10 protein-coding genes are annotated in these 14,361 nt (G+C 72.0%); 8 read left to right on the top strand and 2 right to left on the bottom strand.

Annotated features, from left to right (window positions below):
• Positions 1–31: 31 nt before the first annotated feature.
• The 6 genes from miaA to hflX all read left to right on the top strand — a co-directional run bounded on the left by miaA (position 32) and on the right by hflX (position 8,056).
• A complete protein-coding gene (gene miaA, locus B9S58_RS29165) occupies positions 32–970 on the top strand; it encodes a tRNA (adenosine(37)-N6)-dimethylallyltransferase MiaA (RefSeq protein WP_103534967.1) in 939 nt (312 codons plus the stop codon).
• Between the two features lie 107 nt (positions 971–1,077).
• A complete protein-coding gene (locus tag B9S58_RS29160) occupies positions 1,078–1,530 on the top strand; it encodes a hypothetical protein (RefSeq protein ID WP_103534966.1) in 453 nt (150 codons plus the stop codon).
• 99 nt (positions 1,531–1,629) lie between these two features.
• The gene (dapF, locus tag B9S58_RS29155; RefSeq protein WP_103534965.1) at positions 1,630–2,511 is read left to right on the top strand and encodes a diaminopimelate epimerase; all 882 of its coding nucleotides are present in this window, start codon (positions 1,630–1,632) and stop codon (positions 2,509–2,511) included.
• Positions 2,512–2,703: 192 nt separating this feature from the next.
• Positions 2,704–4,869, top strand: a complete 2,166-nt coding sequence (locus tag B9S58_RS29150) for a bifunctional (p)ppGpp synthetase/guanosine-3',5'-bis(diphosphate) 3'-pyrophosphohydrolase (RefSeq protein WP_103534964.1) — start codon at positions 2,704–2,706, stop codon at positions 4,867–4,869.
• 89 nt (positions 4,870–4,958) lie between these two features.
• Positions 4,959–6,404: a M1 family metallopeptidase gene (locus B9S58_RS29145; RefSeq protein ID WP_103534963.1), complete on the top strand. Its 1,446-nt coding sequence runs from the start codon at positions 4,959–4,961 to the stop codon at positions 6,402–6,404.
• A 131-nt stretch (positions 6,405–6,535) separates the two neighbouring features.
• Positions 6,536–8,056, top strand: a complete 1,521-nt coding sequence (gene hflX / locus B9S58_RS29140; RefSeq protein ID WP_103534962.1) for a GTPase HflX — start codon at positions 6,536–6,538, stop codon at positions 8,054–8,056.
• Between the two features lie 82 nt (positions 8,057–8,138).
• Here the strand turns inward: hflX and B9S58_RS29135 are convergent, their stop codons facing one another.
• Together B9S58_RS29135 and B9S58_RS29130 are read right to left on the bottom strand one after the other, a co-directional pair.
• Positions 8,139–9,314, bottom strand: coding sequence for a serine protease (locus tag B9S58_RS29135; protein WP_103534961.1), 1,176 nt, complete (start codon positions 9,312–9,314; stop codon positions 8,139–8,141).
• Between the two features lie 178 nt (positions 9,315–9,492).
• On the bottom strand, positions 9,493–10,662 hold the full coding sequence (locus tag B9S58_RS29130) for a serine protease (RefSeq protein WP_103534960.1): 1,170 nt from the start codon (positions 10,660–10,662) through the stop codon (positions 9,493–9,495).
• Between the two features lie 353 nt (positions 10,663–11,015).
• Between B9S58_RS29130 and B9S58_RS29125 the strand changes: the two genes are divergently transcribed.
• The gene (locus tag B9S58_RS29125; RefSeq protein WP_103534959.1) at positions 11,016–12,410 is read left to right on the top strand and encodes a diaminobutyrate--2-oxoglutarate transaminase family protein; all 1,395 of its coding nucleotides are present in this window, start codon (positions 11,016–11,018) and stop codon (positions 12,408–12,410) included.
• Between the two features lie 28 nt (positions 12,411–12,438).
• Positions 12,439–14,349 (top strand): IucA/IucC family siderophore biosynthesis protein, encoded by a 1,911-nt coding sequence (locus B9S58_RS29120; RefSeq protein ID WP_103534958.1) that lies wholly within the window; start codon positions 12,439–12,441, stop codon positions 14,347–14,349.
• The last annotated feature ends 12 nt before the right edge of the window (positions 14,350–14,361 follow it).

The raw sequence follows: 14,361 nt of genomic DNA, 5'->3' as shown, positions 1-14,361 counted from the left end.
GGGACGGCGCGGAATTTGGGAGACTGTCCGGGTGACCCCTCCCGCTTCCGCCCCCCGCGTCATCACCGTCGTAGGCCCCACCGCAGCCGGAAAATCGGATCTGGGGGTCTTTCTCGCCCAGCGGCTCGGCGGCGAGGTGATCAACGCCGATTCCATGCAGCTCTACCGGGGGATGGACATCGGCACCGCGAAGCTGACGCTCCCCGAACGCGACGGCGTACCACACCGGCTGCTGGACATCTGGGACGTCACCGAGGCCGCCAGCGTCGCCGAGTACCAGCGCCTGGCCCGCCTGGAGATCGACCGGCTGCTCGCCGAAGGGCGCACCCCCGTCCTGGTCGGCGGCTCCGGGCTGTACGTGAAGGGCGCCATCGACGCTCTGGAGTTCCCCGGTACGGACCCCGAGGTGCGCGCCCGCCTGGAAGCGGAACTGGCCGAACGCGGCTCGGGCGCCCTGCACGAACGCCTCACCGCCGCCGACCCGGACGCCGCCCGGTCCATCCTGGCGAGCAACGGCCGCCGCATCGTGCGCGCCCTCGAAGTCATCGAGATCACGGGCAAGCCCTTCACCGCCAACCTCCCCGGCGACGAGCCGGTCTACGAAACCGTGCAGATCGGTGTCGACGTGGACCGCCCCGAACTGGACGAGCGCATTGCCCTGCGCGTGGACCGGATGTGGGAGGAGGGGCTCGTGGACGAGGTACGCACCCTGGAGGCGTCCGGGCTGCGCGAGGGACTCACGGCCTCGCGGGCCCTCGGCTACCAGCAGATCCTCGCGGCGCTCGCAGGAGAGCGCACCGAGGACGACGCGCGGGCCGAGACCGTCCGCGCCACCAAGCGCTTCGCCCGGCGTCAGGACTCGTGGTTCCGCCGGGACCCGCGTGTCGTGTGGCTCGGCGGCGGACACCGTGACCGGGGGGAACTCCCGCACCGGGCGCTGACGTTGATCGAACGAGCGGTCACAGCCTGATCACGTGATGGCATCGGGAAGCTCCACGCGTCAATTCGGCACCCGTGATCGTGCCATCATCGAGCATCGATCCACCAGTGGAGTCCGAGTTGGGAGGGCGCGTGGCGATGGAGGCCGGCCCTCGCGACATGGAGCAGCGCGACACAGAGCACGACGTGCCGTCACCGCGGGAGACCGCGGGACGGCTGAGCCCGGACGGGCCCGAGGAACAGGACCTGACCCCCGAGGTCGAGGTCGAGCTGCGGCCCACCCGCAAACTACGGATCTGGCAGCTCGCGCCCATCGTCGTGCTGGCCGCGGTCGGCTCGCTGATGTTCGCCTTCCCCCTCGCCTTCGAGTTCGGTGACGGCGGAGCGATCGTCGCCATGCTGGGGCTCCTGATCAGCTGCTGCGCGGCCGGCTGGGGCATGATGGCGGCCCGCCGCGTCGGCCACACCTGGCCGGGACTGTCCTCCCGCGGCTCGGGCGACCGCCCCGACTGGCGGGTGATCGCGCTGTACGCCGCGACCGGCCTCGCCCTGGTCGCCCTCGCCGTCTGGCGCGTGGCCCGACTGCGCTGACCGCCGCGGCCCAGGACACCGGGTCCGATCACCCGGGACACGGCCCGGGAGCCGGGTCCGCCCGCGCGGGTTGTCGGAGCCGCCTCGTACAGTTGACCTGTGAGCACCTCGCAGATCGCCTTCCTCAAGGGTCACGGCACCGAGAACGACTTCGTGATCGTTCCGGACCCGGACAACACCCTCACACTGCCCGCCGCCGTCGTGGCCCGGCTCTGTGACCGCCGGGCCGGCATCGGCGGGGACGGCCTGCTGCACGTCGTGCGGTCCGCCGCGCACCCCGAGGCACGGGGCATGGCGGGCGCGGCCGAGTGGTTCATGGACTACCGAAACGCGGACGGCTCTATCGCCGAGATGTGCGGCAACGGCGTGCGCGTCTTCGCCCGCTACCTCCAGCGCGCCGGCCTCGTCGAGGAGGGCGACCTCACCGTCGCCACCCGGGGCGGCCTCAAGCGTGTGCACCTCGCCAAGAACGGCGACATCACGGTCTCCATGGGGCGGGCCCTGCTTCCCGAGGAGAGCGTCACGGTCAATGTCGGCGACCGCAGCTGGCCCACCCGCAACGTCAACATGGGCAACCCGCACGCGGTCGCCTTCGTAGACGACCTGGACCACGCCGGCGACCTGTTCACCGCCCCGCCCATCAGCCCCGAGGCCGTCTACCCCGAAGGCGTCAACGTCGAATTCGTCGTCGACCGGGGCCCGCGCCACGTCGGCATGCGCGTCCACGAGCGGGGCTCCGGCGAGACCCGCTCGTGCGGCACCGGCGCCTGCGCGGTCGCCGTCGCCACCGCCCGCCGCGACGGCGCCGACCCCGCCGGGACCGGGCTCCCCGTCGCGTACCGGGTCGATCTCCCCGGCGGCACCCTCGTCATCACCGAGCACCCCGACGGCGCGATCGACATGACCGGCCCCGCCGTGATCGTCGCCGAGGGTGTCATCGACCCGTCCTGGCTCGACACGGACGCTCTCCAGGACCTCTAGACCTGCCGGAAGCAGCCACCCGGCCGGTTTCGCTCGAAACGGTGATCGGCCGGAGCTTCGCTCGAATGGGTGATCCGTTTCACGCTGGGCGAGAGCTGGACTGCGCCACGTGGTGGGGTCGATAGCATCAAGCACCGGCCCCGAGGGGCATCCGCTCCTCCCTCGTGCCGGTCGACGTCGCCGGAGGTGCCCATGAGTGCAGAGGCCGCCGATCCGGGCGCTCCCCTACGCAGGCGGAGCCGCCCCCGGATCGATCTGCGCAGACTGGGACGGGTGGCACTGCGCGGCCCGGTCTCCCGCGACCGGCTGCCCGACGCCATCGGCCATGTCGCCGAGGCACACCGCGCCCACCACCCCGACGCCGACCTCACCATCCTGCGCCGGGCCTACCTCCTCGCGGAGTCCTCGCACCGAGGTCAGATGCGCAAGAGCGGCGAGCCTTACATCACACACCCGCTGGCCGTCACGCTGATCCTCGCCGAGCTCGGCGCCGAGACCACCACGCTGACCGCCTCCCTGCTCCACGACACCGTCGAGGACACGGAAGTGACGCTCGATCAGGTGCGCGATCAGTTCGGCGACGAGGTCTGCTACCTCGTCGACGGCGTCACCAAACTGGAGAAGGTCGACTACGGCGCCGCCGCCGAACCGGAGACCTTCCGCAAGATGCTCGTCGCCACCGGCAACGACGTCCGGGTCATGTCGATCAAGCTCGCCGACCGGCTGCACAACATGCGCACCCTCGGCGTGATGCGCCCCGAGAAGCAGGCCAGGATCGCCAAGGTCACCCGGGACGTCCTCATCCCGCTCGCCGAACGGCTCGGCGTGCAGGCGCTCAAGACCGAGCTGGAGGACCTGGTCTTCGCGATCCTGCATCCCGAGGAGTACGAGCACACCCGCGCCCTGATCGTCGCCGCGGCAGGCCCGGACGCCCCCCTCGAAGCCATCGCCGACAACGTACGGGGCACCCTGCGGGAAGCGGGAATCAGCGCCGAAGTCCTCATCAGGCCACGTCACTTCGTCTCCGTGCACCGGGTCCGCAGGAAACGCGGCGAACTGCGCGGCACGGACTTCGGCCGACTGCTCGTACTCGTCGGCGAGGACGCCGACTGCTACGGCGTCCTCGGTGAACTGCACACCTGCTTCACCCCGGTGATCTCCGAGTTCAAGGACTTCATCGCCGCCCCCAAGTTCAACCTGTACCAGTCGCTGCACACCGCGGTCGTCGGCCCCGAGGGCGCCGTCGCCGAAGTCCTCATCCGTACGCACCGGATGCACAAGGTCGCCGAGGCGGGCGTCGTCGCGCTGGGCAACCCGTACGCCCAGGACCACGCCGCCGCCCCGCAGACCGAGCCGTCCGACGAGCGCGCCGACCCGACCCGGCCCGGCTGGCTCTCCCGGCTGCTGGACTGGCAGGAGTCCGCCACCGACCCCGACACCTTCTGGACCACCCTGCGCGACGACCTCGCCCAGGACCGTGAGATCACCGTGTTCCGCACCGACGGCGGGACCCTCGGGCTGCCCGCCGGGGCCAGCTGTGTCGACGCCGCCTACGCGCAGTACGGCGACCGGGCCCACACCTCCATCGGGGCCCGGGTCAACGGCCGCCTCGCCACCCTCAGCACCGTCCTCAGCGACGGCGACACCGTGCAGCTGCTGCTCGCCCAGGACACCGCCTCCGGCCCCTCGCCCGACTGGCTCGACCACGTGCGCACCCCCGCCGCCCGGATCGCGATCACCGGCTGGCTCACCGACCACCCCGACGAGGCGAAGCCCGACCCGGAGGCCGTGGACGCGGGCGGACCCGGCCAGGGCGAGCCCGCCGCCGGCGCCCCGGAACGCGAACCCCAGGCCACCGCACCGGCGCGCACCCGGTCCGGCCCCCGCGCCACGGGCGTCCTCGTCGACGGAGCGGGCGGGCCGGTGCGTCTGGCCGGCTGCTGTACGCCGGTGCCCCCCGACGAGCTGACCGGCTTCGTCGTCCGCGGCGGCGCGGTCACCGTGCACCGCCGCGCGTGCCCCGCCGTGGCCGCCATGCAGGAGATCGGCCGCGCCCCGGTCGGGGCCCGCTGGGCGGATGCCGAGGGCCGGGAGTCCGACGCGGGCTGCCGGGTCACCCTCGTCGCCGAGTCCTTCGGCCGCCCCCGGCTCCTCGCCGACCTCACCGAGGCCATCGCCACCGCCGAGGCGGCGATCGTCTCCGCCACCGTGGAGCCGCCCAGTGAGCAGCGGGTCCGCCACACCTACACCCTCCAGCTCCCCGACGCGGCGGGTCTTCCCGCTCTGATGCGCGCCATGCGCGAGGTCGCCGGGGTCTACGACGTCAGCCGCGCCCAGCACCCGGCCCCGGCCGGCTGAGCCGGCCTCTCACCGGCGGCGCGTTCTCGTTCGGGTGGTGCGGCGCGCGGCTCCCCGCCGGGACCGCCGAGCGCTGATAGCGGTAGTCCATGCCGCTCCTGACCCGCCGCCTGCGCGCCGCCCTGCTGGCGACCGCCTCGGCCACCCTCGTCGCAGCCACCCTGCCCGCCCCCGAGCCCCTGGGCATCGGCGACCGGCTCTTCCCCGAGCTGGGCAACCCCGGATACGACGTTCTCGCGTACGACATCGCCCTCACCTACCACGGCAGCAACACCGAGCCCCTGGACGCCGTCACGAAGATCAGGGCACGTACCACCGCCCCGCTGGACCGGATCAACCTCGACTTCGCCCGGGGCACCGTCAGCGGGGTCGAGGTCAATGGTCACACCGCCGACTTCGGCAGCAAGCGCGAGGACCTGATCGTGCGGGCTCCCCGCCGCCTCCCCGCGGGCGTACCGCTGAACATCACCGTCCGGCACACCAGTGACCCGAGCGGATCCGGGGACGACGGCGGCTGGGTGCGTACCGCCGACGGACTCGCCATGGCCAACCAGGCCGACGCTGCCCACCGCGTCTTCCCGAGCAACGACCACCCCTCGGACAAGGCGTATTTCACCTTTCGGATCACCGCCCCGGAGAAGCTGACGGCGGTCGCGGGCGGCCTGCCCGCGGGGAAGACCCGGCGCGGGGCCACGACCACCTGGACCTACCGCACCGAGCACCCCATGGCCACCGAGCTGGCCCAGGTCTCCATCGGCAGCTCCGCCGTCCTGCACCGCACAGGACCGCACGGACTGCCGGTCCGCGACGTCGTCCCGGCCGCCGACCGGAAGACGCTGGAGCCCTGGCTGGAGAAGACCCCGGCCCAGCTGGAGTGGATGGAGAAGCAGGTCGGGCGCTACCCCTTCGAGACGTACGGGGTACTCGTCGCCGACAGCCCCATCGGCTTCGCCCTGGAGACCCAGACGCTCTCGCTGTTCGGGAAGTCGTTCTTCACCGAGCCCGGCTACCCGGAGTGGTACGTCGACTCGGTGATGATCCACGAGCTGGCCCACCAGTGGTTCGGCAACAGTGTCTCGCCCGCGAGCTGGTCCGACCTGTGGCTCAACGAAGGACACGCCAGCTGGTACGAGGCCCGGTACGCCGAGGAGAACGGGGGCGGGACCCTGGAGCGGCGGATGCGGCAGGCGTACCGGCTCTCCGACGGCTGGCGCGCGGACGGCGGCCCTCCGGCGCACCCGGAAGGACCGGCCCCGGGGCAGAAGCTCAGCCTGTTCCGCCCGGTCATGTACGACGGCAGCGCGCTGGTGCTCTACGCCCTGCGCCAGGAGATCGGCGAGGCCGCCTTCGACCGGCTGGAGCGCGCCTGGGTACGGGTGCACCGGGACTCCACGGCGACCACCGCGGACTTCACCCGGCTGGCGTCCGGCATCGCGGGCCGGGACCTGACCGACTTCTTCGACGGCTGGCTGTACGGGAAGAAGACCCCGCCGATGCCCGGACACCCCGACTGGAGCAGCGCGAAACCCGTGTGACGGGACCAGTAAGGCCGTGCCACTATCGACGCGTCGGCGCGGCGGAGGGCACCGGAGTTCCCGACAGGGAATCATCCGGGAAGATCACACGTTGTGACTGACGTAAAGACTTCTATCGACGTAAGGATCCAATGACCTCCTCTTCTTCCCTTCCCCAGGACGCGCAGGACGCGCAGAGTGCCACGGAGAACACTCCCGAGAGCCTCACCGAAAGCCTTCGGGCCGACGCCCTGATGGAAGAGGACGTCGCCTGGAGCCGGGAGATCGACGGAGCGCGGGACGGCGACCAGCTGGACCGCTCCGACCGTGCCGCGCTGCGGCGCGTGGGCGGACTCTCCACGGAGCTCGAGGACGTCACCGAGGTCGAGTACCGCCAGCTGCGCCTGGAGCGCGTGGTGCTGGTGGGCGTCTGGACCTCGGGGACGGTGCGCGACGCGGAGATCTCCCTCGCGGAGCTCGCCGCACTCGCCGAGACGGCGGGCGCACAGGTGCTGGACGCGGTGTACCAGCGGCGCGACAAGCCGGACCCGGCCACCTACATCGGCTCCGGCAAGGCGCTGGAGCTCCGCGACATGGTGCTCGAATCCGGTGCCGACACCGTGGTCTGCGACGGTGAGCTGAGCCCCGGCCAGCTGATCCATCTGGAAGACGTCGTCAAGGTGAAGGTGGTCGACCGGACCGCGCTGATCCTCGACATCTTCGCCCAGCACGCCAAGTCCCGGGAGGGCAAGGCGCAGGTCTCGCTGGCCCAGATGCAGTACATGCTGCCGCGGCTGCGCGGCTGGGGTCAGTCGCTCTCCCGTCAGATGGGCGGCGGTGGCTCCAGCGGCGGTGGCGGCATGGCCACCCGTGGACCCGGTGAGACCAAGATCGAGACGGACCGGCGACGGATCCGCGAGAAGATGGCGAAGATGCGCCGGGAGATCGCGGAGATGAAGACCGGCCGCGAGATCAAGCGGCAGGAACGCAAGCGCAACAAGGTGCCCTCCGTCGCCATCGCCGGATACACCAACGCCGGCAAGTCCTCGCTCCTCAACCGCCTGACCGGGGCCGGTGTCCTGGTGGAGAACTCGCTGTTCGCCACCCTGGACCCGACCGTCCGCCGGGCCGAGACGCCGAGCGGCCGTATCTACACCCTGGCCGACACCGTCGGGTTCGTCCGGCATCTGCCGCACCACCTCGTCGAGGCGTTCCGCTCCACCATGGAGGAGGTCGGCGAGTCCGACCTCATCCTCCACGTGGTGGACGGCTCCCACCCGGTGCCGGAGGAGCAGCTCGCCGCGGTGCGCGAGGTGATCCGGGACGTCGGCGCGGTGGACGTACGCGAGATCGTCGTGATCAACAAGGCGGACGCGGCGGACCCCCTGGTCCTCCAGCGGCTGCTGCGCAACGAGAAGTACGCCATCGCGGTCTCGGCCAGGACCGGCGCCGGAATCGACGAGCTGCTCGCGCTCATCGACGCCGAGCTGCCCCGGCCGTCCGTCGAGATCGAGGTGCTCGTGCCGTACATCCAGGGGGCTCTGGTCTCCCGGGTGCACGCCGAGGGCGAGGTGCTCTCCGAGGAGCACACCGCCGAGGGCACCCTGCTCAAGGCCCAGGTCCACGAGGAGCTGGCCGCGGAGCTCGGGACCTTCGTCCCCGCCGCGCACTGACGGCCGCGGGTCCGCACGACAAGCCGAAGGCCCGGCCCTCCTGGAGAGGGCCGGGCCTTCGGCGTACGTACAGCGACCGCCGCTACCGACCGGCGAACTTCTCGCTCATCGTCGTGAAGGTGCGCCGGGCGTCCTCACCGAGCTGAGGACCGGCAAGCCAGCCAGAGGTGACCGGACCGATCGAGGTGTTGGACACCAACATCGACTTCCCGTCCGGCCCGGCGACGAACCAGCCGCCACCGGAGGAGCCGCCGGTCATCGTGCAGCCGATCTGGTACATGGTCGGAGTGCCCGGGGCGATCGAGAGCCGGCCGGGACGGTCGACGCACCGGTGCATCAGCAGCCCGTCGTACGGCGGACCGGCCGGGTAGCCCCAGGCGCCCATGCCGCTGATCTGCTGGACCTCCGGAGCGTCGAAGGAGACCGGCAGCGCGTTGCCCACCGTCTCCTCCAGCGACTTCGTACCGCTCGAAGGCTTCACGTGCAGGATCGCGTAGTCGTACGGCGCGCCCGCACCGCCCGTCGGACCGCCGCCGGAGATCCACTCGCCGGAGGACGCGGCCCAGTCCGCCCAGTAGGTGCCGTAGGGGGCGATCTCCTGCGGCTGCGCGGTCCGCAGCTGCGCCGCGTTCTTGCCCTGGTCGTTGTAGGAGGGCACGAAGACGATATTGCGGTACCAGCCGCCGCCCGCGCCCGCATGCGCGCAGCGTCCGGCGGTCCACACGAGGTTCGACCGGCCGGGGTTCCCCGGGTCCTTCACGACCGTGCCCGAGCAGACCATGGAGCCCTTGGGCGAGTCGAAGAAGACCTTGCCGACCGGGGCGGCGTGGCGGTGGTACGGCAGCTTCTCCGGCTTCGCCCGTACCGGCGTGGGCTCCGGGTCGCTGACGTCCTGCCCGGCGGAGAGGTCGCCGGCCGTCATCGTCTTGGCAGGCTCGTCGGCCGCGGCCATCCGGTCCGGCTTCCACAGGCCGTCGATGACCGGGTTGACGAAGTCCTCGGCCTTGCGGAGCCAGCCGTCCTTGTCCCAGTTCTTCCACCCCCCCCCGTCCTTCCACTTCTCAGGGTCCACCCCGTGCTTCTCCAGGGTGTCGCCCAGATCACCGGGAAGGTCGGCGGCGGGGTCCTTGTCGGGGGCCCCGCCGGTGGCCGAGGGCTTTGCGGCGGCGGCGTCTTCCTCCGGGCCGCAGGCCGTGGCCGTCAGTGTGAGCGCCGCGACGAGGCCGGTGACGGCCAGCAGCGGACGTATCGATCGCATGGAAGGAATCCCCCTGAACACCTGAGTCCTGCGGTTCGTACGTGTGCACGGACACGTGGTCATGTTCTTGTCATGCTGAACTCCGGGGTCCGCCGCCGGTCACGCGCGGCCCCCGGCCGGCGACTGCCGTGCCGGGGGCCGCGCGTGGTGACCGTGCGGAGAGTCCCGCTACCGGGACCTACTGACCCGCGTACTTCTCACTGACCGCGCGGTAGATGCCCTCGGCCTCCTTGCCGAGCCGCGGACCGGCCAGCCAGCCCGCCGTGACCGGGCCGATCGAGGTGTTCGAGACCAGAGCGGGCTTGCCGTCCCGGCCCGCCGCGACCCAGCCGCCGCCGGAGGAGCCACCGGTCATCGTGCAGCCGATGCGGTACATCGTGGGCTGGTCCTTGGCGACGGACAGCCGGCCCGGCTTGTCCTGGCATTGGAGCAGCTTCTGACCGTCGTACGGCGGTGCGGCCGGGTAGCCCGTGGCCGTCATGCCGGTGATCTCCGGCACGGCGGGAGCGTTGAACTCCACCGGCAGCGCCGAACCGACCGTCTCCTCCAGCGACTTGCCGCCGGCGCCCTTCTCCGGCGTCACGTGCAGCACCGCGAAGTCGTACGGGGCACCCTGGCCGCCGACCGCGGCGCCCTCGGCGATCCACTGCTCGGAGGTCTGGGCCCACTGGCCCCACCACACACCGTAGGGAGCGATCTTCTCCTTGGGCGCGGTCTCCAGCTGGTCCAGCGACAGGCCGTCGTTGTTGTACGCCGGGACGAAGGCGATGTTGCGGTACCAGCCGCCCTTCTTGCCCGCGTGCACACAGTGCCCGGCCGTCCACACCATGTTGGACCTGCCCGGGTTCGCCGGGTCCTTCACCACGGTCGCGGAACAGACCATCGAGCCCTGCGGGCCGTCGAAGAGCAGCTTCCCGGACTCCGGGGCGTTGTCGTGATACGGCGTCGCGACTCCGGCGGCCCGCACCGGGGACGGCGTCGGGTCCGTCACGCCGTCGTCGCCCGAGATGTCGTTGTCGACCGGGTTCTCCGGGGGCTTGTCGGCCTCCCGCATCCGGTCCGGGTCCCACAGACCGTCGATGATCGGGTTGACGAAGTCCTTGGCCTCACGCAGCCACTTGTCCTTGTCCCAGTTCTTCCACTCCCCGTCCCGCCACTTGTCGGGGTCGATCCCGTGCTCCTTGAGACGGTTCTTGAGGTCGTCCGGAAGGGTGACCTTGCCGTCGGACGACTGGTCGGCCGAGGCGCTGGGCGTGGAGCCCGCGTTGTCCTCCTCCGGGCCGCACGCGGTGGCGGTGAGCGCCAGCACGGCGGCGACGGCGGTCGCGGCGAGCGCGGTGGAGGGCATGCGCCGCGCGCGCCTCCCGCGCCGTGCGGTATCGGTCGGGCGAATGGGTCGCATCTCGTGATCCCCCTGGGACTTCGTCACTCGGTACTCGTACTGCGTTGCGGACACTCCGGGCGCCGGGAGCAGGTGCTTCCGCGCCGCTGTGCGGCCCCCACTATGCCGGTGCCGATGGTGACGGTGCGCGGCAGGTCCGCGGTTCCGTCGCCGCGACGATGTTCCGATTCACCCGTGATCCATCGCGGACGGCGTCGTTACGTACGGGGGACACCAGGACAGCGTTCACGCCCTCGGTGCGTCCGCGCGAAAACGTACCGACGTGCAACGCAACTGTTACCGCAGGAGGATCAAGAGCCGTGTCCGTGACCGAACCCGCACCGGTGGCGCCGCCCTCCGCACACGAAGGCATCCTCCGTCGGCAGGCCCTGCGCGAATCGGCTGCCCGCACCTACGCGCGGTCCCTGCCGATCGTCCCGGTACGCGCCCGCGGACTCACCATCGAGGGCGCGGACGGACGCCGCTACCTCGACTGCCTGTCGGGCGCCGGCACTCTGGCGCTCGGGCACAATCACCCCGTCGTGCTCGAAGCCATCCGGAAGGTCATCGACTCCGGCGCGCCCCTGCACGTGCTGGACCTCGCCACCCCGGTCAAGGACGCCTTCACCACCGAGCTGTTCGCCACGCTGCCGCGGGAGTTCGCCGACAACGCCCGCATCCAGTTCTGCGGCCCCGCCGGCACGGACGCCGTCGAGGCCGCGTTCAAACTGGTCCGGGCCGCGACCGGCCGTACCGGCCTGCTGACCTTCACCGGCGCTTACCACGGAATGACCGCCGGAGCCCTGGAAGCCTCCGGCGGCGCGACCGACGTGCGGGTGACCCGGCTGCCCTTCCCGCAGGACTACCGCTGCCCGTTCGGGACCGGCGGTGAGCGTGGGGCCGCGCTCACCGCCCGCTGGACCGAACACCTCCTGGACGACCGCAAGGGCGGAGTGCCGGCCCCGGCCGGGATGATCGTGGAGCCGGTCCAGGGTGAGGGCGGTGTCAACCCCGCCCCGGACGTCTGGCTGCGCCGTATGCGCGGCATCACCGCGGACCGCTCCATTCCGCTCATCGTCGACGAGGTGCAGACCGGGGTCGGCAGGACCGGCGCCTTCTGGGCCGTCGAGCACAGCGGCATCGTGCCCGACGTCATGGTCCTCTCCAAGGCGATCGGCGGTTCCCTGCCGCTGGCCGTGATCGTCTACCGCGCTGAACTGGACCTTTGGCAGCCGGGCGCGCACGCGGGTACGTTTCGTGGCAACCAGCTCGCCATGGCGGCGGGCGCGGCCACGCTCGCGTACGTCAGGGAGAACCAACTGGCGGACCGCGCGGCGGTCCTGGGGGCCCGGATGCTCGCCCGCCTGACGGAGTTGCGGGCGCACCACCCGGGAATCGGTGACGTACGGGGGCGGGGACTGATGATCGGCCTGGAGCTGGTGGATCCCGAGCGCGCGCCCCTGCCCGCCGAAGCCGGCGACCACACCCCGGCCCCGCCGCCCGACCCGGCCCTCGCCCTCGCCGTCCAGCAGGAATGTCTGCGCCGCGGCCTCATCGTCGAACTGGGCGGCCGGCACGACGCCGTGGTCCGCCTCCTGCCACCCCTCACCCTCACCGACGAGCAGGCGAGTGCCGTCGTCGACCGTCTCGCCGACGCGCTGGCAGCCGCGACACGCTCCCCGCGCCGTCGGACCACCGCCGGGCCGACCACCTGATCCCGGAATCCCCACAAGGAAGAACGCCGTGAACCCCACCCCCGCGTCCGAGGCCGACGGCCCCGGTATCCCCCAGCACCGAGGGCAGGACGGACCGGCCGCCCCCGGCAGGGTCGAGGCGACGACCGTGCCCCGCCAGAAATCCGTGCACCACGGCGACCCGACCCCCCCTGCGTACGGACCGGATTCGGGACCCGAGACGCCGGCGGGCCAGGGCCGGGGGCCCGACCCGCTCGACGATCCGGACCCGCTGCGGGCCGCTGACGCGGCGGGTACAGAGAACCTCCTGCGCTGCTGGACACGGGAGAGCGACCTGCCCCGCCCTGACGGCGACATCCTGCGCATCGCCTTTCCCGCCAGCGGCACCGCCCTTCTTGTCCGCGTGCTCTACTGGTCCGCCACCGGGACCCACCGCTTCGGCGCAGCCGTCCTGGAGAACGCTCCCGCCGACGGCCCGCCCGCCGACGCCGCCACCGTCGCCGTCCTCATCGGCCGCGAGGGCGGTGAGAGCGGCGCGGGCGATCTGGTCGCCCGGGTCGCCGACTCCGTACGCCACACCGCCGGCTTCATCGAGCAGCGGCGGCGCAGCCCGGCGGACCCCGCCGGGGCCGACCTCTTCCTCACCGCCGAACAGTCCCTGCTGCTCGGCCACCCCCTCCACCCCACGCCCAAGAGCCGCGAAGGCCTCACCGAATCGGAGTCCCGCCGCTATTCGCCGGAGCTCCACGGCTCCTTCCCGCTCCACTGGTTCGCCGTCGACCGGTCGCTGATCGCCACCGACTCCGCCTGGACCGAGGGCGGTCCGGCCACCGCCGACGAACTGCTCGCCCCGCACGCCGAAGGGCTGACGCTGCCCCCCGGCACCGTCGCCGTCCCCGTGCACCCCTGGCAGGCAGCCGATCTGCTCCACCGCCCCCAGGTCCGGGCCCTCGCCGACACCGGCCTGCTCCACGACCTCGGCCCGCACGGCGAGCACTGGCACCCCACCTCCTCCATCCGGACCGTGCACCGGCCCGGCGCGCGGGTGATGCTCAAGCTCTCCCTCGGCGTACGCATCACCAACTCCCGCCGGGAGAACCTCCGCAAGGAGCTGCACCGGGGCGTCGAGGTCCACCGCCTCCTTTCGACCGGTCTCGCCGAGCGCTGGCAGCGGGAGCACCCCGGCTTCGACATCGTCCGGGACCCCGCCTGGCTCGCCGTCGACGACCCCGAGGGCGCCCCCGTCACGGGGCTCGACGTGATGCTCCGCCACAACCCCTTCGGCCCGGGCGACGACGCCGCCTGCATCGCGGGACTCACCGCGCAGCGCCCCCGGCCCGGCCGGCCCGGCATGCGCTCCCGGCTCGCCGAGGCCGTCTCCCACCTGGCCGCCCGCACCGGCCGCAGCACCACCGCCGTCTCCGCCGAATGGTTCCGGCGCTATCTGCACCACGTCGTGCGCCCCGTGCTCTGGCTCGACGCGCACGGCGGAGTCGCCCTCGAAGCCCACCAGCAGAACACCCTCGTCCTCCTCGACCCGGACGGCTGGCCCGTCGGCGGCCGCTACCGCGACAACCAGGGCTACTACTTCCGCGACTCCCGCCGCGCCGAACTGGAACAGCGGCTCCCCGGCATCGGCGCCGTCAGCGACACCTTCGTCTCCGACCCGGTCACCGACGAGCGGTTCGCCTACTACCTCGGCATCAACAACGTTCTCGGACTCATCGGGGCGTTCGGGGCCCAGCGCCTGGCCGACGAACAGGAACTCCTCACCGTCCTGCGCCAATTCCTCACCGAGACCGCGGAACTGGGCTCGCCCCTGCCCGCGTATCTCCTGGAGAACCGCCAACTGCGCTGCAAGGCCAACCTGCTGACCCGGCTGCACGGCCTCGACGAGCTGGTCGGACCGGTCGACACCCAGTCCGTGTACGTCACCATCGCCAACCCGCTGCACAGCTGAGCATCCGCACCA

Origin of the sequence: Streptomyces sp. SM11, from assembly GCF_002910905.1 — a bacterium.
Taxonomy (GTDB): domain Bacteria; phylum Actinomycetota; class Actinomycetes; order Streptomycetales; family Streptomycetaceae; genus Streptomyces.
Note: the sequence above shows the minus strand (reverse complement) of the source record. Positions and strands in the feature narration are given on the sequence as shown.